General features: G+C 38.5%; 18 protein-coding genes. 14 read left to right on the forward strand and 4 right to left on the reverse strand.

Annotated features, from left to right (window positions below):
- Positions 1-132: 132 nt before the first annotated feature.
- The 8 genes from Q1R07_RS07415 (at position 133) to Q1R07_RS07450 (ending at position 9844) form a co-directional block, all read left to right on the forward strand.
- Complete coding sequence (locus Q1R07_RS07415; protein WP_300488004.1) at positions 133-1254, forward strand: hypothetical protein; 1122 nt, start codon at positions 133-135, stop codon at positions 1252-1254.
- Positions 1255-1258: 4 nt separating this feature from the next.
- Positions 1259-1810 carry a bifunctional (p)ppGpp synthetase/guanosine-3',5'-bis(diphosphate) 3'-pyrophosphohydrolase gene (locus tag Q1R07_RS07420; protein WP_300488007.1) on the forward strand — a complete coding sequence of 184 codons (552 nt, stop codon included), beginning with the start codon at positions 1259-1261 and terminating at the stop codon, positions 1808-1810.
- 32 nt (positions 1811-1842) lie between these two features.
- On the forward strand, positions 1843-2544 hold the full coding sequence (locus tag Q1R07_RS07425) for a hypothetical protein (RefSeq protein ID WP_300488010.1): 702 nt from the start codon (positions 1843-1845) through the stop codon (positions 2542-2544).
- A 59-nt stretch (positions 2545-2603) separates the two neighbouring features.
- Complete coding sequence (locus Q1R07_RS07430) at positions 2604-3266, forward strand: hypothetical protein (RefSeq protein ID WP_300488012.1); 663 nt, start codon at positions 2604-2606, stop codon at positions 3264-3266.
- A gap of 353 nt (positions 3267-3619) precedes the next feature.
- A complete protein-coding gene (locus Q1R07_RS07435) occupies positions 3620-4111 on the forward strand; it encodes a hypothetical protein (protein ID WP_300488015.1) in 492 nt (163 codons plus the stop codon).
- Between the two features lie 34 nt (positions 4112-4145).
- Positions 4146-5264 carry an efflux RND transporter periplasmic adaptor subunit gene (locus Q1R07_RS07440; RefSeq protein WP_300488018.1) on the forward strand — a complete coding sequence of 373 codons (1119 nt, stop codon included), beginning with the start codon at positions 4146-4148 and terminating at the stop codon, positions 5262-5264.
- A 4-nt stretch (positions 5265-5268) separates the two neighbouring features.
- The gene (locus Q1R07_RS07445) at positions 5269-8433 is read left to right on the forward strand and encodes an efflux RND transporter permease subunit (protein ID WP_300488021.1); all 3165 of its coding nucleotides are present in this window, start codon (positions 5269-5271) and stop codon (positions 8431-8433) included.
- 10 nt (positions 8434-8443) lie between these two features.
- Entirely contained in the window at positions 8444-9844 is a 1401-nt protein-coding gene (locus Q1R07_RS07450) for an efflux transporter outer membrane subunit (protein WP_300488024.1), read from the forward strand.
- A 357-nt stretch (positions 9845-10201) separates the two neighbouring features.
- Here Q1R07_RS07450 and Q1R07_RS07455 read toward each other — a convergent pair whose 3' ends face one another.
- Together Q1R07_RS07455 and Q1R07_RS07460 are read right to left on the reverse strand one after the other, a co-directional pair.
- Complete coding sequence (locus Q1R07_RS07455; RefSeq protein ID WP_300488027.1) at positions 10202-10837, reverse strand: hypothetical protein; 636 nt, start codon at positions 10835-10837, stop codon at positions 10202-10204.
- A 191-nt stretch (positions 10838-11028) separates the two neighbouring features.
- Positions 11029-11979 carry a phosphoribosylaminoimidazolesuccinocarboxamide synthase gene (locus Q1R07_RS07460; protein WP_300488030.1) on the reverse strand — a complete coding sequence of 317 codons (951 nt, stop codon included), beginning with the start codon at positions 11977-11979 and terminating at the stop codon, positions 11029-11031.
- 453 nt (positions 11980-12432) lie between these two features.
- Between Q1R07_RS07460 and Q1R07_RS07465 the strand changes: the two genes are divergently transcribed.
- On the forward strand, positions 12433-13050 hold the full coding sequence (locus tag Q1R07_RS07465) for a hypothetical protein (RefSeq protein ID WP_300488033.1): 618 nt from the start codon (positions 12433-12435) through the stop codon (positions 13048-13050).
- 244 nt (positions 13051-13294) lie between these two features.
- On the opposite strand, the gene Q1R07_RS07470 is transcribed toward Q1R07_RS07465, so the two are convergent.
- Positions 13295-14245, reverse strand: coding sequence for a PhoH family protein (locus Q1R07_RS07470; protein WP_300488036.1), 951 nt, complete (start codon positions 14243-14245; stop codon positions 13295-13297).
- A gap of 96 nt (positions 14246-14341) precedes the next feature.
- On the opposite strand from Q1R07_RS07470, the gene Q1R07_RS07475 reads away from it, so the two are divergent.
- From Q1R07_RS07475 to dnaN, 5 genes are all read left to right on the forward strand, one after another.
- Complete coding sequence (locus Q1R07_RS07475; RefSeq protein ID WP_300488050.1) at positions 14342-15172, forward strand: SAM-dependent chlorinase/fluorinase; 831 nt, start codon at positions 14342-14344, stop codon at positions 15170-15172.
- Between the two features lie 27 nt (positions 15173-15199).
- Positions 15200-15496 carry an antibiotic biosynthesis monooxygenase family protein gene (locus tag Q1R07_RS07480; RefSeq protein WP_300488039.1) on the forward strand — a complete coding sequence of 99 codons (297 nt, stop codon included), beginning with the start codon at positions 15200-15202 and terminating at the stop codon, positions 15494-15496.
- Positions 15497-15517: 21 nt separating this feature from the next.
- Complete coding sequence (gldF, locus tag Q1R07_RS07485) at positions 15518-16243, forward strand: gliding motility-associated ABC transporter permease subunit GldF (protein WP_300488042.1); 726 nt, start codon at positions 15518-15520, stop codon at positions 16241-16243.
- A complete protein-coding gene (gene gldG / locus Q1R07_RS07490) occupies positions 16243-17928 on the forward strand; it encodes a gliding motility-associated ABC transporter substrate-binding protein GldG (RefSeq protein ID WP_300488044.1) in 1686 nt (561 codons plus the stop codon). The genes gldF and gldG overlap by 1 nt, the downstream gene beginning before the upstream one ends.
- 96 nt (positions 17929-18024) lie before the next feature.
- On the forward strand, positions 18025-19143 hold the full coding sequence (gene dnaN, locus Q1R07_RS07495; protein WP_136402044.1) for a DNA polymerase III subunit beta: 1119 nt from the start codon (positions 18025-18027) through the stop codon (positions 19141-19143).
- A 137-nt stretch (positions 19144-19280) separates the two neighbouring features.
- On the opposite strand, the gene Q1R07_RS07500 is transcribed toward dnaN, so the two are convergent.
- A complete protein-coding gene (locus Q1R07_RS07500) occupies positions 19281-19763 on the reverse strand; it encodes a hypothetical protein (RefSeq protein WP_300488047.1) in 483 nt (160 codons plus the stop codon).
- Positions 19764-19984 lie beyond the last annotated feature (221 nt).

The following is a 19984-nucleotide window of genomic DNA, read 5'->3' on the forward strand; positions in this document are numbered from 1 at the left end:
CTTAGCAATGTCCAACCTAACCGGTTTGTTTGAAATTGCCTGGATCATCAAAAAGGAAAAACTTACGTACGATATGGCCCGAGAACGATTCTTCGGAAAAAGTATTGGACTACCCTAATTTAAAATCAAAAAATGGGAATAACAAACGATCTATATCAGCTTAAACCAAGAATTATTAATTCCGGGACTATTTTACGGGTTCGTAAAACTAAAGAAGCTGCTTTTTTAAAAAAATATACCATCGTCAATCAAGGAAACGATACACATATACAAGGTGTTTTTTCCAATACGTTTATCATAAACTCAGAAGACGGGAAAATTGAGCGAATTTCTCTTTTTGCAACAGATCGGATAATCGATTTCAAAGAACCTGGTATCTATATATCGATACAAAGTGGCAGCAAGTCGGGCTTTGGTAGCGATTTCAATGAATTTTTTACTATCATGGCGACCTATTTGGAAGATGCTTTATTTTATGTACTCTGGGACGACATAATCAGTCGGTATGAAATTATAAATGGGACGTTAGCTTTCAAAAGCACTCGGAACTTTACGCATTGGAATTGCCTTTTTGAAGAATATGTAGTCGACAACTATGCCGATTCCAAACAGCTCCTTGCCGATTTTTATGTTGAAAAAGCAAATGAAATGATACTACGTCATCACGAAATAATTAGTGAAGGTGAGGATCCCAAAGAACGGCATTACGATGTAGAAGACTATCAGGAATTAGTACAGCAGCTTTTAAATTACAAAAGTCATATTGCACCCGAGAAATTGACACAACTAACCAATTGGCTGGATGCGCAAATATACGATAGCATTTGTGTAGAGTTGGTCGTTACGGCTTCTCAATCGATATATGATGAGAGCGAAGTGTATATGCAGGGAAAATTTGAAATACGGATCAACGCTGAAAAACCCTATGCGGAAAGCGACATTATTGATATTTCCGAATTTTTAAAAAGTATGGAGCAAGATGGTGAATATTTTATATTTTCATGTTGCTGCGGCGTTCCTTCCTGTAGTGGCTGGGAAAAAGGCATTCAGGTGGAACATTTTGATACAACCATCCGTTGGACCAACCTGAACACCTGGAAAGAATGGTATTTTGAAAAGTACAGAATTGAAGATGACCTAAAAACCATCCGGGAAGAAGATAACGTTTACGAAACCTTTTTCGCTAAAAAAGAAATCGAATATATAGGAGTTGGCTATAATTGGAATACCGACGATAAATCCAAAATTAAATAACGAAATGAACGATACCTTTACTATTGATGATTTACAGGACTTATGGCAAAAAGTAAGCATTTTACATAGCGGGCAAACCTATGGCGGCCAAACTAAAGGCGAAAAAATCGAATATATCAATCATATCGGTAGTGTTGTATTTGAAATTATAAACGCCTCAAAAAATACGTTGAATTTTGACGTAGCCCTTGCCGTAAAATGCGCTCTTTTACACGATGCTCTGGAAGATACCAATCTTAGTATTGAAGAATTGGAAAAAGATTACGGTAAACAGGTTTTGGAAGGCGTACTAGCCTTAACCAAAAACACGCAGCTTGAAAGAGAACTTCAAATGATCGATAGTTTAGACCGGATAAAAGCACAACCAAAAGAAATCTGGGCGGTAAAAATGGCCGATCGGATTTGTAACTTATATGCGCCACCTTACTATTGGAACCAATCGAAAAAGGAAAAATACCTTCAGGAAGCCAAAATCATTTATGATTATTTAAAAGAGGGCAATGAATATTTAGCCGATAGGTTACTAGATAAAATCAAACTATATAAAGACAAATAATCCAAGTTATTGACAAACAAAACGTAACAAATATGGCAGAGATAGAAGACGGAATTCTTGAAAACTATGAGGAAATAATAAACTGGACCTATCCGGGTGCCACATTATATTATAAAGATTGTGATTTAGAACCTTCTGTAGCGGAAAAATTCACAAAAGATCTGTTAATCCGAAACGGATATTTTCTTGATGTCAGCTGTTTAGGCGGCGGTATTAAATTTAATACCCGCTTTTTAATTGCATCGGCAAAAGCAGCACGACTGTATGAAATAAACCCGGACAACGAAAGGTTTGGTCATTGCGCTATAAACATTAACAGCTATTTTAAAATTCTTGATGTTTATAAACTAAACGGTAAAACACAAATTTTTTTACTTCACATTCCTGCAAAAAGTTTACGCTATTTTGAAAGAGCAAGTTCGAATTGGGATGAAGATTTTATTCAAAAAGCAAGACAAAGTTTTGATACTAGAATTCACCAGGAGCCACGGCCAGATTTATTAGAACCATTTTGGCTGGAAAGAACAAACTATCCGGTTGGAATGGATGCTTACGACAAATTTTATCCTTTGACAAGTGTCACTCCAATTCCAAAAGCCGGAGAACCTTTATATAACGGAATTAAGAAACTGACAAATGATACCAGTGAAATTAATATTCCGGCACCCTATTACAGCGAACTAAATGGAAAATCCAAAATAGGCGTTTTTTTGAACAAAATATTCGGAAAATAAATAATTCACAGTATGCGCTATATGGAAATCTTTAAAAAACGAAACACCAAATACTATTTATGGGATTTTTTAGTAAAATTAAAGCATTAAAAGTCAGAGATATCGCGTTTTTTGCCAATGGTGATCACTTTTATTCAAAAGGATTAGAAGTATCGATCGGGAAAGAATTAAAAATCGCAAAATACGGGCTAACACTTGAGGAGCTAAATCCTATCCTACACTATCTGGTTGAATTTATTCAGGATGAAAAACCGGACATTAAAAACGGCAACAAATTAACCTGTTTCTCCTGGCTTATTTTAGCACAAGAAGAGGGAGACTTTTTTGAAATTCTTGAAATCTACCCGGAACAACAAGGTTTTGCAGCTGGATTAAACCGCACACTTCAGGTATTGAACCAACAGCTTTATGTTTGTGATCAATTAAAAGTGGAACCCATTTTCCCTGATTTTGACCAAATCGTTTGCATCGATCCGTTAATCAGAACCGGGTTACCGGCACATTTATTCCGTTGGAACAGAACCGCTCCCGATTCCGGTTGGGTTGCGATAACCGATAACTTTGATGAAGACACCATGTCGCTTGAAGAAATAACGGTAGGACAACTGATGACCTATCGCCCGGAAACAGTTCAGTTTATGGCGCTTCCTTTTGGCTATAAAGTCATCTGGGATGGTAAAGATGCTAAAATAGCATTTGATAATAATCTGATGGAGGATTAAACTATAGTTTTAAAAAGAAAATTAGAATGATCAAACAGATTTACATCATCAAAATTTGATATCAAAAGGAATCACAACCACAAAAAAGACGTTTCCAACGCTACGTTTTATCACAGAAAGGAACTAATAGCAATAATTTCTTAACAGCAAAATGTATTTTTAATTCTTTTTTGTTGTAAATTAGTTCAAGATTTTGGAATCTGAATATTGGTAATATACTAATATTCAGATTCTTTTTTTATAGCTGTTTCAGCGCCAAAAATATTAAGTATTTTTTAACGCTACGTTAAAGTTCGGTTGGTTCGGTTTAAACAAAACTAATTGTATCTTTGCGACCAAAATCAAGAATCCCCATGAATAAACAGCAGGAAGAAAAAGAAGAATTAATCGAACTATTCGGGATACACTTTGAAACGTATTATCATTTACCCCCCTGTGCGGCCCGCATATTAGGTCTGTTAATTATGAATGTCAGAGATAAAGGAATGACATTCGAAGAACTGGTCGATCAGGGATGTGCCAGTAAAAGTACCATCTCAACCAATATCAATTTATTGCTAAAGCTCGGAAAGATTACCTATTATACCAAAACCGGCGATCGCAAAAAATACTTTATGCCCTCTCCTCCTAACGAGCGCATTCAGAATCACCTTAAATTTATTGAATCTGAAAAAAACATGCTTGTCCGTGTGAAGGCTTACGAACTTAATTATCCAGCCGATGATAAAACACATACTGCCTTTGTAGTTAATGCGATGGATACCTATATGAAATACCTATCCAAATTTGAGCAAATCCTTAATGAGTGTATCAATCAGGAATCCTTATCAAAAGACGAATTTTAAAGCTATTTACAATTATATATAAATATTTTACCCTATGAAGAATAAAGTAATATTTAGCATGTTGGTCCTGTCGATGGTATTGGCATCGTGTGGAGACAAAAATCCGCAACAGCAGCAACCTAGTGGTCCCATGCCCTTTCCTGTTCAGAAAGTAGTTAAAGAAAATACCACAACCTATCAAGAATATTCCGCCAATTTACAAGGTCAGCAAAACGTAGAAATCCGCCCGAAAGTAAGCGGTTTTATCGAGCAGATTTTTGTCGACGAAGGACAAACAGTACGCAAAGGACAGGTATTGTTTAAATTGGAAACCAACACCCTATCGCAGGATGCCGGTGCGGCCAAAGCAGCCGTTGCAGCCGCTCAGGTGGAAGTGGATCGTTTAATTCCGTTGGTAGACCGCAAAATCATCAGTAATGTAACGTTGGAAACTGCAAAAGCCAATCTGGCACGTGCTAAAGCCAGCTATAACAGTATTGCGGCCAACATCAACTTTGGAACCATTACCAGTCCGGTAGACGGTGTTATTGGAAGTATTCCGTATAAAGTAGGAAGTTTGGTAAGCGCTACTACAGCCGATCCGTTGACTACCGTATCGGATATCCGTAATGTTCGCGCTTATTTTACGATGAATGAAAAACAATTGATCCAGTTTAGCAGAACCTTCCCGGGTGCGACTTTATCTGACAAGATCAAAGCGATTCCTTCGGTAGAATTAATTCTTGCGGATAATTCGGTGTACGAACACAAAGGAAAAATCGAAACTGTAAATGGTCTGGTAAACGCCCGTACCGGTAGTACCGAATTCCGTGCGCAGTTCCCGAACCCGCAGTCGGTTTTAAGAAGCGGTGGTAGCGGAATCATTCGCCTTCCTGTTGAAGCCAAAGACGTAATCCTGATTCCTCAAAATGCCGTTTACGACATGCAAGGAAAACAAATGATTTATGCCGTTGGAAAAGACAACAAAGTACATTCGAAAATTATAGAAACCAACGGTACTTCCGGTTTGAATTTTATCGTAACCGGTGGTGTTGAATCCGGAGAAGTAGTTGTAGTGGAAGGTGTTACCAAATTGGCCGACAACCAGGAAATCGTTCCGCAGGAAGCTGGTAAAAATGCACAACCGGCAGTAAATGCTCCCGTAAAAAAATAAACTTATGATTAAAACATTTATAAACAGACCGGTACTTTCTACCGTAATCTCCATCATTATAACCATTCTGGGTATCTTGGGATTAACATCGTTACCCATAGAACAATACCCGGAAATTGCACCGCCAACCGTACAGGTTAGTGCTACCTATACCGGAGCCAATGCCGAAACGGTTTTAAACAGTGTTGTAACGCCAATCGAAGAAGAAATCAACGGTGTGGAAGGTATGACCTATATGACGTCGACATCGGCAAATAACGGTGCGGCCAACATTAGCGTATTCTTCGAATTGGGTGTAAATCCCGATATCGCAGCCGTAAACGTACAAAACCGTGTGGCGCGTGCTACCAGTAAACTACCACAAGCCGTAGTAAATACCGGGGTAACCACGATTAAGAGTCAGACGAGTGCGTTGATGTTCTTCGCCTTATATTCGAACAATAAAGAGTATGACGAGACGTTTATCCAGAACTACGCCCGTATCAACCTGGTACCGAAATTACAACGTGTAAAAGGGGTTGGACAAGTAAACGTATTTGGTGCAAAAGACTACTCGATGCGTATCTGGATCGATCCGGAAAAAATGGCTAACTATAAAGTAGTGCCGTCCGATATTCAGGATGCATTACGCGAACAAAACTTAGAAGCCGCACCGGGTAAATTTGGTGAAAATGCTGATGGTGTTTACGAATACGTAATCAAATATAAAGGACGTTTATCTAAAATTTCCGAATACGAAAACATCATTATCAAATCGACCGGAAACGGAAACTTCCTTCGATTAAAAGATGTAGCGACTGTCGAATTAGGAGCCTTTAACTACGGTGCCAAAAACATGGCAATGGGTAAACAAGGTGTGGCTGTTGGTATCTTCCAGACATCCGGATCGAACGCTCAGGACATTATGACGGAAGTAATCCATATTTTGGAGGAAAGTAAAGGTACTTTCCCTAAAGGAATCGATTATGTAATTCCATACAACTCGAAAACCTTCCTTGATGCCTCTATTGCAAAAGTAGTTTCGACATTGGTAGAGGCTTTTATCCTGGTATTTATCGTAGTATTCGTATTCCTACAGGACATCCGATCTACCTTGATTCCGGCTATTGCCGTACCGGTTGCGATTGTAGGTACCTTCTTCTTCCTCCAATTATTCGGATTCTCGATCAACATGCTTACGTTGTTTGCGATGATTCTGGCGATTGGTATCGTAGTGGATGATGCCATCGTAGTTGTGGAAGCCGTCCACGCCAAGCTCGACCACGGAATAAAAGACGCCAAACAAGCGACGATTTCGGCTATGGACGAGATCACCGGAGCGATTGTTTCGATCACCCTGGTTATGTCGGCGGTATTCGTACCGGTTTCCTTCCTAAAAGGACCATCCGGAGTATTCTACAAACAGTTTGCGATTACATTGGCCGTTGCGATTGTGATTTCGGCGATCAACGCCTTAACATTGAGTCCGGCGCTTTGTGCCCTGTTCTTAAAACCGCATGACGATTCGGAACATGCTAAAAAAGGATTAAAAGATCGTTTCTTTACCGCGTTCAACACGGCATTCGATTCGATGAACAACAAATACAGTAAGTCGTTAAACTTCCTGGTTAAAAGAAAATGGATCACCGGAATCTCTTTATTGGCAGTAACGGGTATTACATTACTATTGTTCAGCACTACTCCATCCGGATTTATTCCGAATGAAGACCGTGGTATCATCATGGGGGATTTAACTTTACCTCCGGGAACCACTTTAGAGAAAACACAGTTAGCCGTTAACGAACTGGATTCTATCCTGGCCTCTATGGACATTATCGAATCCCGTATGAGTGTGGTTGGTTTCAGTTTATTAAACAACGTAAATGGTGGTTCATATGCCTTTACCGTTATCAAATTAAAAGACTGGGCACATCGTAAAGAAGCTACACAGTCAATTGAAGCGGTAGTTGGTGAACTATTCGGACGTACAGCGCAATTTAAAGATGCCCGAGCGTTATTCTTTACACCTCCGAGTGTACAGGGATTTGGTACGGCAGACGGATTTGAGTTTAAACTACAATCCAAATCAGACGACGACTGGGCGACGATCAGTAAAGTGAGTGGTGAGTTCTTACAGGCGCTAAACCAACGTCCGGAAATCCAGTATGCGATGACCAACTTTAACCCGAACTTCCCACAATACCAGCTGGACATCAACATTGAAAAAACGAAAGATGCCGGTATTAGTGTATCCGATATTTTCAATACGTTACAGGGGTATTACGGTGGATTATATACAACCGACTTTAACAGTTTCGGTAAACAATACCGTGTGATGATTCAGGCAAAACCGGAAGATCGCGCTACCGAACAAAGTTTGGATAAAATTTATATCAAAAACCGAAATGACGAATTGGTAGCAATCAGTCAGTTTGTGAGCCTTAAGAAAACCTATGGTCCGGAATCGGTTACCCGTTTTAACCTGTTAAAATCAGTAAACGTAAACGGTAAAGCCAAACCAGGATATAGTTCCGGGGATGCGATTAAAGCGATTGAAGAAGTTGCGGCACAACATTTACCGAATAACTACACCTATGAGTTTTCCGGTATGACCCGTGAGGAGATTGCTTCCGGAGGTCAGGCGATTGGTGTATTCCTATTGAGTTTGATTTTCGTATACTTCCTGTTAAGTGCGCAGTACGAAAGTTATTTATTGCCATTATCGGTAATCCTATCGTTACCGGTGGGTATTGCGGGAGCCATCGGATTTGTAAAACTGGCTGGACTTGAAAACAACATTTACTTCCAGATTGCACTGATCATGCTTATCGGACTACTCGCGAAAAATGCCATTCTAATCGTAGAGTTTGCCATCCAGCGTAGACGTCATGGTATGAGCCTGTTTGAATCGGCAGTTGAAGGAGCAAAAGCCCGTTTACGACCGATTTTGATGACCTCTTTCGCCTTTATCTTTGGTCTGTTGCCACTGGCTTTAGCCAACGGAATTGGAGCCGTAGGTAACCGTTCTATTGGTATGGGAGCGGTTGGAGGAATGTTAGTCGGTACCATTTTAGGGGTATTCTTTATTCCGGTATTGTTTGTGATCTTCCAGGGACTACAAGAACGTATTACCGGAAAAACAGCAGCCCAAAAAGCGGCCGAGCAGGATTCTGAAAATGTTGCATTATAAAACTATGAAAATGAAATATCAAAAATCATATAAAATAATGGTTGTCATAGCAGCTGCATCGGTGATGCAGTCTTGCTTTGTCGCCAAAAATTATGAGCGCCCACAGGTAAAAACCGAAGCATTGTATCGTACCGATGCTACGGCTACCGAAGGTGCGTCACTGGCGGGTGTTTCGTGGAAAACACTTTTTACCGATCCAATCCTTCAGGGCTATATCGAAAAAGGACTACAGAATAATTACGATATCCGAATTGCAATGCAGTCGATTGTAGCTGCCGAAGCAAATCTGAAACAGGGTAAAATGGGCTACCTGCCTACGCTTAGTGTGGGTGCCAGTCTTACCCACCAGGAATTGGCTAAAAACAGTCAGTTTGGTTCCTTTTTTAATGGTGCTTTAGATCAATATCAGCTTGCTGGAAACCTATCGTGGGAAGCCGACATCTGGGGAAAAATCAGAAGTAACAAACGTGCGGCCAATGCTTCCTATTTACAAACGGTAGCAGCCAATCAGGCGGTAAAAACACAATTGTTGGCCAGTATTGCTTCGACCTATTATCAGTTGTTATCGTTGGATGCACAGTTAAAAGTAGCTGAAGAAACCTTACTAAACCGCGATAACAGTGTTATTACGATTAAAGCATTAAAAGACGCCGGAAACGTAAACGAAGTAGCCGTAAAACAAACGGAAGCACAGAAATATGCTACCGAGTTGATCATTGCCGATTTGAAAAATAACATTGTAATCATGGAAAACACCCTATCTATCTTATTAGGACAATCGCCCGGTAAAATAGAAAGAGGAACCCTGGCGGCTCAAACCATGAATGTGGATGTAAACCTTGGTGTTCCAGCCGATTTATTAAGCAAAAGACCGGACGTAATGGCTGCCGAATACAATCTGATCTCTAATTTTGAGATGACTAATGTAGCACGCAGTAATTTTTATCCGTCGTTTACGGTAACGGCTTCCGGAGGTTTCCAAAGTTTGGAGTTAAAAGAATGGTTTAGTACCAATTCCCTGTTTGCAAATATCGTAGCCGGATTGACACAACCTATTTTTAATCAACGTCAGATTAGAACGCGATATGAAGTAGCAAAAGCCAATCAGGAAAAAGCTTATTTACAGTTTGAGCAATCCCTGTTAACAGCCGGGAAAGAAGTTTCGGATGCCTTGTCGCAATATAAAAATGAAACCGGTAAGATTGTAATCCGTGAAAAACAAGTGGATGCGCTTAAAAAAGCGGCCAACTATTCCGATGAGTTATTAAACCACGGTTTTGTAAACTATCTGGAAGTATTAACAGCCAAGAATTCCGCTTTAAGTAGTGAGCTGGATCTTATTGATAATAAATACCGACAGTTTAATGCCATTATCACGCTTTATAAAGCATTAGGTGGCGGAACACAATAATGTAATACTGTTTATTTAACACCTGACAGGTTTTTGAAACCTGTCAGGTGTAACTAAACAAAAACAAAAAAAGGGGGAGCATTAGAAATGCTCCCCCTTTTTTATAATCTTAACGGATCTCCTATTAAGGTATGCTAGTACAGTCTTTTATCTTTTATCTTTTATCTTTTTTTCTTAGCCAGAGTGGCACTTACTGATTTCACACCTGACAGGTTTTGAAAACCTGTCAGGTTTAGCAAAACCTAAAAAGTGTAACGAAACAAAAATAAAAAGGGAGCAATCAAGTTGCTCCCTTTTTGTTTTGCTATCCTAAAATAGCATTTTAAACTATACACTAGTTAAAAAACAATTCCTATTTTATCTTTTTTTCTTTGCCGGAGCGGCACTTGCCGAAACGTTGTTTACATATTTTTTATCCGTTGGATTATACGTCATACGGCTTTCCTGTGATTTGTTTTTCAGAATCACATCCCCTTCTCCGGTTAGTGTAAACTCAAAACCTTCTCTTCGCATTCGCTCCTGTGTTTCGGATGCATTTTGTCCTTTATCCAGAAATACGATTTCTTTAATCTTGGTCGTAGTCTGTACATTAGCTAATATTTGCGTCTTTGTAGCCGGTTCCCATATTTCCGAATAGGTACTCAACGCCTCTTCGTTTTTGGTTTTGGTTTCGGTAACGTTTTTTTCGGTCCACGTAATACAACACAGTGGTGTGTCTTTGGTTTTAAAGGTTGTGATCTTACATTCGGCTGGTACCGCTTTGTCGATCGCTTTTACCAATAGCGTATCTTTTTTGGCTCCTTTTTCATTACGGAAAACATAAAAAGTCTGTTGGTTTTTATTCTTGATCAATTCTGCGGTTAGATCGTCTGCTTTTGCCAATACGGTTGTCTGACTTTTTGCTGCCGGTGCCTTTCCTCCCGCTTTTTTCTTCTGACTGTACATACCTACCGTAAACAGTAACGATACAGCCAGGATAACATATTGTTTCATAATGGGGGTGATTTGGTTGAATACAGGCAATGTACAAAAAAATTGCATAAATACGGACTGTTATTTTTACAACAAAATTTTTGTTTTATAAACACCTGACAGGTTTTAAAAACCTGTCAGGTGTAGAAGTTGATACCACAAAAAAGGGCTGTCTTGATAAGACAGCCCTTTGTATAAATACGTTTTAAAACTTATTTGTTGCTTAAAAAGGCTAACACATTTTTTTCGATACGCGCGTCGATATTCGAAATATCAGCTTTTACAAACGATTCTCCTAAGATGTTTTCGTATAATTCGATATAACGATCAGAAACCGTTGCAATATATTCGTCAGTCATTTCCGGAATCTGTTGTCCGTCTTTACCCTGAAAACCATTAGCGATTAACCATTGACGTACAAATTCTTTCGATAATTGTTTTTGTGCTTCGTTGTTATCCTGACGTTCCTGATAGCCATCGGCATAAAAATAACGGGACGAATCCGGTGTGTGGATTTCGTCGATCAAAACGATTTTTCCGTCTTTTGTTTTTCCAAATTCATATTTGGTATCCACCAAAATCAATCCTTTACTGGCCGCGATCTCGGTTCCTCTCTGGAATAAAGCTCGGGTATATTTTTCTAAAACAATATAATCTTCTTCTGAAACGATTCCTTTAGCCAAAATATCTTCGCGTGAAATGTCTTCATCATGTTCTCCATTGTCTGCTTTAGTCGATGGTGTGATGATCGGCTCCGGAAATTTGTCGTTTTCTTTTAAACCTTCCGGCAGTGCTACGCCGCAAAGGATACGTTTTCCTAAAGCATATTCGCGTGCTGCATGTCCGGATAGATAGCCTCTGATAACCATTTCTACTTTAAAAGGATCGCATAAATGTCCTACGGCAACATTGGGATCGGGAGTCGCGATTAACCAGTTAGGCACGATATCGGCCGTTAATTGCATGAATTTTGTAGCAATCTGGTTTAGAATCTGACCTTTGTAAGGAATTCCTTTTGGCATTACGACATCAAAAGCCGATAGACGGTCGGTAGCCACCATTACCAAAAGTTCGTCATTGATATTGTACACTTCCCGTACTTTACCGCGGTAGACGGATTTTTGACCCGGAAAGTTAAAATTAGTTGTTGTGATTGTGTTCATAGAACGCTTGTAGTTAGTTGTTATAAAGGTGCAAAAGTAATTAAAAACCCTACTGCTACCAAAAAAAACCAACCTTTCGTGAAGGGTGGTTTGTATAAATTTTAATCGTGATTTTCAATACTCGTATAGCATCAATAATTTTCATAACCAGTGGGTGGCACACCATGTCTTTATGATCCAGATATAAAATACCAACGCCTTCTTAGTCTTTTAAAATCAATACGACTTCTTTTAGTCCGGAAATAGTTCGTTTGAGTTTTAGTTTTTTGACCAATATCTGATAAAATTAGTGTACTTCAATTAATTACACCCACCGAGTTAAAATGAAACACTTTGCTTAATTCGGTAACTTTTACAATTGGCCATCCATAATATTAAGAATTTTCTTAGGTTAGTAACGATTATTATTCTATTTTTAGCGTCTTAATCAATTTATTAATACTTTTTTAAATTATGAAAAAAATTAGCATTTTAATTTTAGCAAGTGCACTGACCTTGACATCTTGTAAGAAAGAACAAACCGAGGAACAAACTGAGGAACCAACTACAGAAACCCCCACTGCCATTGTAAGACCGGAGCCAAAAACAACTGTATCGGGTACTTCTTTTATAGATGAAAGTGAGAATACTTATGACAAACAATTTCAATCAGGAAGTCATACAAAAGAAAAATATACAGTTGTAAGTTATACTACAAATGCTAAATTCGCTGAAACAGAATTCGAAAATAGTGTACCAACTGAAGACGAACAATTATTAGCTGTAAACATTGGCCTTGAGAGTCTTCTATGTGATGGAAGGTTTTCTGGGATGAATACAAGTTTTTCTATTCATATAGATGATAAAGCAGAAGAAATACAAAAGTTTACTTCTTTTACACCAGAATTTTTTAAAGCAAATCCTAATGCTGTAAGTCTTGATACAAACACTAGTGTAACTTTAAAGAAAGGTGAGAAAACTGAAAAAGTATTTTATTTCGTAATACCTAAAGATGCAGATCTATCTAAAGCCTATTTAACCCTGTATAGAGGAAGTGATATGGAGGAACTTAAGTTACCATTAAACCCATAATTTTTGAAAACGTTTTTATGTGAATAATTATGTACTAAATTAAGTCTTCACTATAAAATTGCACAGGATAAGATGAAACATTTTATCCTGTTTTTTTTACTTAAATTTTGAGTTTATTTGAAATAAATAGTATTTGAAAAACCTAAAAAACATTCGCAACAGGTAAATAAAAAAGCCCTCCCTTTGTAAGGAGAGCTAATTTTTTAATCAAGCCTGTTTAAACAGGTATGTAATCCTCTAAATTTTAATCGTGATTTTCGATACTCTTATAGGCATCAATGATTTTCTTAACCAGTCGGTGGCGCACAATATCTTTATCATCCAGATATAAAATACCAACTCCTTCTACGTCTTTTAAAATCAATAAGGCTTCTTTTAGTCCGGAAATGGTTCGTCGTGGTAAATCGACCTGACCCGGATCTCCGGTAATAATAAACTTGGCATTACGTCCCATACGGGTTAGGAACATCTTCATTTGCGAATGCGTCGTATTTTGTGCTTCATCCAGAATAACAAAAGCATTGTCCAACGTACGGCCACGCATAAACGCCAATGGTGCAATCTGGATAACCCCTTTTAGGAGATAATCTTCCAGCGTTTGCGGTGGCAACATATCGCGTAAGGCATCGTATAACGGTTGCATATACGGGTCCAGTTTTTCTTTCATATCGCCCGGAAGGAATCCTAAATTCTCGCCGGCTTCTACTGCAGGACGGGTTAAGATGATCCGCTTTACTTGCTTTTCTTTCAATGCTTTAACCGCTAGTGCAACTCCGGTATAGGTTTTTCCGGTTCCGGCAGGTCCTACGGCAAAAACCATATCGTTTTTCATGGTAAAATCGACCAGTTTTTGCTGATTGGGTGTTAAGGCCTTGATCAGTTTTCCTCCAATACCGTGTACCAGAATCTTATCGTGATCGGCCATTTTTTGTTCGTCCTGACTGTTGGTTTGTACAATTCGTTCGATCACATTATCGTCGATAGAATTATACCGCGAAAAGTGATTCATCAATCTATGGAACCGCACTTCAAACTCATCCAAAATTTCCTTTTCTCCGTAGGCTTTCACCAGCGTGCCACGGGCTACGATTTTTAATTTTGGGTATAATTTTTTAATTATCTCAAGATGAGCATCCTGAGCCCCCCAGAATTCTTTAGGGGTGATGTCTGTCAATTCGATGGTTCTTTCGTTCAAAAGCAACGGGATTTAATTAAAAAAATAAGTTAGCTTTGCATATCTCAAATCTAGCAATTTTTAAAGAAAGTTCCCTTAATAGTTATAAACAAAATGATGTCAATAATTACGCTTACTACCGACTTCGGGCTAAAGGACCACTTTGTGGGTTCTTTGAAAGGTAAGATTATTACGGAACATCCTGATGTACAAATTATTGACATTTCGCACAATATCGATTTGTTTAACATATCGGAAGCCAGCTATATTATCAATGCAGCCTACAGTAGCTTTCCAAAAGGAACCGTTCACCTGATCGGGGTTGATTCGGAGCGTACTTTCGAAAGCAAGCATATTGCCATGCAATGGAATGATCATTATTTTATCTGTGCCGATAATGGTATTTTAAGCATACTAACGCAGAAAATCGTACCTCAGAAGATTGTAGAGATCAACATACACGATCGTTTAGCGGATAATGCAACCGATATGGACGTTTTTGTAAAAGTTGCCTGTCATTTGGCAAAAGGTGGCGTTATGAACGTTATCGGACGGGAAATTAACAGCATCAAAGAAATAAGCGAACTTCAGGCAACTGTTGCGACCGATTATAACGCGATTAACGGTGCCGTAGTTTATATTGATCATTTTGGTAACTGTGTTACGAATATTTCCCGAAAACTGATTCAGGAAACTGCACGCGGACGGAATTTTGAGATCCGTTTCGGAACCAAGACCATTAAAAGCGTTCACCAGAACTATTCCGATTTTAAAATAGCCGAGAAATTTGTTTTAAAAGATTACGAAGGCGAAAAGCTGGCGTTGTTTAACGAAGCTGATTTTCTGGAAATTGCCATCTACAAAAGTAACCCGTCTACAGTGGGTTCGGCCACCTCATTATTGGGTCTGAAATTCCGCGATCGGGTGACTATAATTTTCAAATCTTAAATTCCAAAAATTAATTCATAATTCCTTATGTTTGTACGCATCGTAAAAATGAGTTTCCATGAAGAGAAAATCGAAGCTTTTTTAACGAATTTTCATGAAGTAAAGCAAAATATACGCAACTTCCCCGGTAATCGCTTTTTGGAGCTTTACCAGGACAAAAACAACCCGTCGGTTTTCTTTACCTATAGTTATTGGGAAACGGAATCCGATTTGGAAAACTACCGGAAATCGGAGCTTTTTATCGAAGTTTGGGCGTATACAAAGCAATTTTTTAATGCCAAACCCGAAGCCTGGAGCGTTGATAAACTGGTGAGTCTGGAATAAAATAAAACGTACAAAAAATAAATGAAAGCCTTATTATTAAGAGAGATCAAATCCTTTTTCGGTTCGCCGATAGGTTATTTGGTTATCGCTATTTTCCTATTGCTAAACGGCCTGTTCCTTTGGGTATTTGAAGGTGACTTTAATATCCTGAAAAGCGGTTTTGCCGATTTAAGTCCCTTTTTTACTTTAGCCCCGTGGATTCTTATTTTCCTGATTCCGGCCGTTACCATGCGTAGTTTTTCGGATGAAAAGAAACAAGGTACCATCGAATTGATGCTAACCAAACCGTTGAGTATCTGGGAAATTGTAAACGGTAAGTTTCTGGGTGCCTTTTTACTAATTGTAATCGCGATTATCCCAACCATCATTTATGTTGTCGTGCTCTCCAAATTTGGAAACCCGGAAGGGAATATCGATATGGGAAGTACGTTGGGTTCCTATTTTGGTTTATTGTTCCTGATTGCGTCCTATACGGCCATTGGAATTTTTACTTCTACCCTATCCGACAATCAGATTGTAGCGTTTATCGTTGCGGTTTTCCTTTGTTTTGTTTTCTATTTCGGTTTCGAAGGAATGTCCGGTTTTATGGGTTCTTTCGGAAATACGATAGCCAGTTTTGGAATGGATTACCATTTTAAAAGTATGAGCCGTGGTGTGATCGATACCCGCGACATTATCTATTTTATCAGTGTTACCGTACTATTCTTGTCGGCAACGGTTTATAAACTTAAATCTTTAAAATGGTAATGAAAGCGCAGCAAAAGAAAAACCTAAAACAATTCGGGATTATCCTACTTGCTCTGGTTGCGGTAAACGTTATCGGTAGCTATTTTTTCAAACGTTTTGACTTAACACAGGACAAACGCTATACACTATCGGAAACCTCATTAGAGATCATTAAAAGCATCGACAGTCCGTTGTATATTGATGTTTTCCTGGACGGACAGTTTCCGGGTGAATTCAAACGATTACAAGCCGAAACCAAACAGCTTTTAGAAGAATACAAAGCCTATAATTCCAATATCATTTTCCAATTTGTAAATCCGTTGGAAAAAGAAGAAGAACGCGAGGCGACCATGAAAATGTTATACCAACGCGGTCTGACTCCTATCAATATTACGGTAGACGATCGTGGCAAGCAATCGCAAGAGGTGGTTTTTCCTTGGGCTATTGCGACCTATAATGACAAAAGCACGAAAATACAGTTGCTTAAAAACATGATGGGTGCAAGTACCGAAGAAAAAGTAGTGAGTTCGGTACAACATTTGGAATATGCCTTTGCCGATGCCTTTAATAAAATCTCAAAAAGCAAGGAAAAGAAAATCGCGATCATCAAAGGAAACGGAGAATTACACGAATTACAGATTGCCGATTTCCTAAAAACCATACGTGAGAGTTATTATATCGGACCTTTTACACTGGATTCTGTAGCCAAAAATCCGATAAAAACAGCTGCGGCACTTAAAAAATACGATTTAGCCATTATTGCCAAACCAAGTGAGAAGTTTAACGAGGAAGAAAAACAGGTTTTAGATCAGTTTATCGTTAACGGTGGAAAAACATTATGGTTGGTCGATGCGGTTCAGGCCGAAATGGACAGTTTGTATAACGACAGCGGATCGATTCTGGCCTTTCCAAGAGATCTGAACTTAAACGATATGTTCTTTAAATACGGATTCCGAATTAACCCGGCTTTGGTAAAAGACGAACAGGCGGCTCCGATAAAACTGGCTTCGGGCGATCGTGGAAGTGCTACACAATACGAACAATATTTCTGGAAATATTCACCATTTATCTATCCGCAATCGCAAAATCCGATTGTGAAAAACATCGAAGGGGTACGTTTTGAATTTGCCAACCCAATCGATACGTTAAAAAATGGAATTAAGAAAACGATTTTGATGGAATCGTCGCAATATTCGAAGAGTATTGGTACGCCAATTGAGGTTAGCCTAAATATGGTTACCGAAGAAACCGGACCAAAAGACTATATTGGTGGCGGTCGTATACCGGTATCGGTATTGTTGGAAGGAAAATTCCAGTCGATGTATGACAACCGTGTTCTTCCGTTTAAAGACAGTACGTATAAGACTACCGGAAAAGCCGGAAAAATGATTGTGATTTCCGATGGCGACATTATTAAGAACCAACTGGATCAGGCTTTTCAGCCTATGGAACTCGGTTATGACAAGTGGACGAACAACCTATATGGCAATAAAGAATTCCTTTTGAACTGTGTGAATTATTTACTGGACGATACCGGACTTATTAACATTAGAAGTAAAGATGTCGATTTGCCGTTACTGGACAAACAAAAAGTGTACGACAACTACACGATCACTCAGATTATAACTGTCGGATTACCAATAGTTGTACTGGCCTTGTTTGGACTATTGTTCACTTTTTTAAGAAAAAGAAAATATTCCCGCTAGTTGTTAATAAAAAATGTTTTTTCATTAGACAGATTACGATATATTTGTGAAATGTAAAATGTAATACCAATTTTACAAACCTAAAAAAGAAAGATGATGAAGTTTATTGTATCCAGTTCATATTTATTAAAACAATTACAGGTTTTAGGTAGTGTTATCAACAGTAGCAACACCTTGCCTATTTTAGATAATTTCTTATTTGAATTAGACAATAACCAACTTAGAGTATCGGCATCCGATTTGGAGACTACTATGTCGGCCACATTGGAAATCGATTCTACCAGTCAGGGAAGCGTAGCCGTTCCGGCCAAACTTTTACTTGAAATTTTAAAAACATTCCCGGAACAACCGTTAACCTTTACCGTTGAAGACAACAATACGGTAGAGATCAGTTCGAATTCGGGTAAATATGCACTAGCCTACGCTCCGGGTGATGAATTCCCGAAAGCAGTAGTTCTGGAGGAACCGTCTTCGACTTTGGTTCCGGCAGAAGTATTGGCAACGGCAGTGAGCAAAACAATTTTCGCAGCCGGTAACGACGATTTACGCCCGGTAATGTCGGGAGTATTCTTCCAGTTTTCTCCGGAGGGGTTAATCTTTGTAGCTACCGATGCTCATAAATTGGTAAAATATGCGCGTACCGATGTAAAAGCATCGCAAGTGGCCGATTTTATCATGCCTAAAAAACCATTAAATATTTTAAAAGGTATTTTGGCGGCTTCGGATGCGGAAGTAAAAATTGAATACAACGATTCGAATGCAACGTTCTCCTTTGATAATTATATTTTAACCTGTCGCTTAATTGATGGAAAATATCCAAATTATGAAGCGGTTATCCCGAAAGAGAATCCAAATAAATTATTGATGAACCGTACCCAGTTTTTAAGCTCTGTACGTCGTGTGGCGATTTTTGCCAACAAAACCACGCACCAGATCCGATTAAAAATTGCGGGTGCAGAATTAAACATTTCTGCTGAAGATATTGACTACTCCAACAAGGCAGAAGAAAGATTGACCTGTGACTATCAGGGCGACGATATGCAAATTGGATTTAACTCCCGTTTCTTAACTGAAATGTTAACCAACCTGCAATCGGACGAAATTATGCTGGAAATGTCGTTACCAAACCGTGCCGGAATTTTAACCCCGGTAGACGGATTGGATGAAGGCGAAACCGTAACGATGCTGGTAATGCCGGTAATGTTAAACAGCTAACCACACGCTATAACCAACCCTTTATAACCAAAAGACCGCAAGACCTAATCGGATTGCGGTTTTTTATTGGATAAAAGGCAGAAAAAATATAAAATGCAGCTTAACTTTCCCTCCCGTTTTTGTTTGCATAGCCGTTATTACACACAAGCACAGTTAGCTTCTATTTTTTTCTTTACTAATTTTAGTATTCTTTTTCGGGCTCCAAAATCTATAACTCCCGGCTCATCACTGCTAAAAGCGTTAAATTCAATTTGGTTTTCGTGGATCTGGAAATGTACTTCATAATATACACTCAATGCATATCTTTGATATTCCAACTTAATCAACTCATCATCAAGACTTGATATCAATCTAAATTTTTTTTCTTTAGCCAATTTAACAATACTATTTTTTTTAGAAGCAGTGTCAAGATTACAAAACACAAATACTGATTTGGAATTTTGATATGCTTTATAAATGGCATAGACATTCAATATAAATAAAAAAACAGAAGCTATCATTAAAATTTTGTGTCTGTTTTCATACCCTAGATAAAATAACACTATAGGAGGCCCAAGAGAAATTGTCAAGGTCATTGCATACTTTAATTTATCTAAAAAAGAAGTTTTAATTTGTTGCATTAAAATCGTGAATTTAGTCCGCTCGCGGAGCGATTAGCTATTACTTTTTTTCGAAGCTTTTCCATATGTTATTTTATGACCGCATTATTTAAAAACAATTTTTAAAGGCTGAATTGTATATTCGAAAAGGCCCAATTTTAAACCTGGTCTTTTAAAAAGTTACGATTTTGACTCTTGTTTGTCAGAGACAGCAATCATAATACTAAGATAATAAAAAGCAA

The sequence above is a fragment of the Flavobacterium sp. genome, assembly GCF_030146175.1.
Classification (GTDB): Bacteria; Bacteroidota; Bacteroidia; order Flavobacteriales; family Flavobacteriaceae; genus Flavobacterium.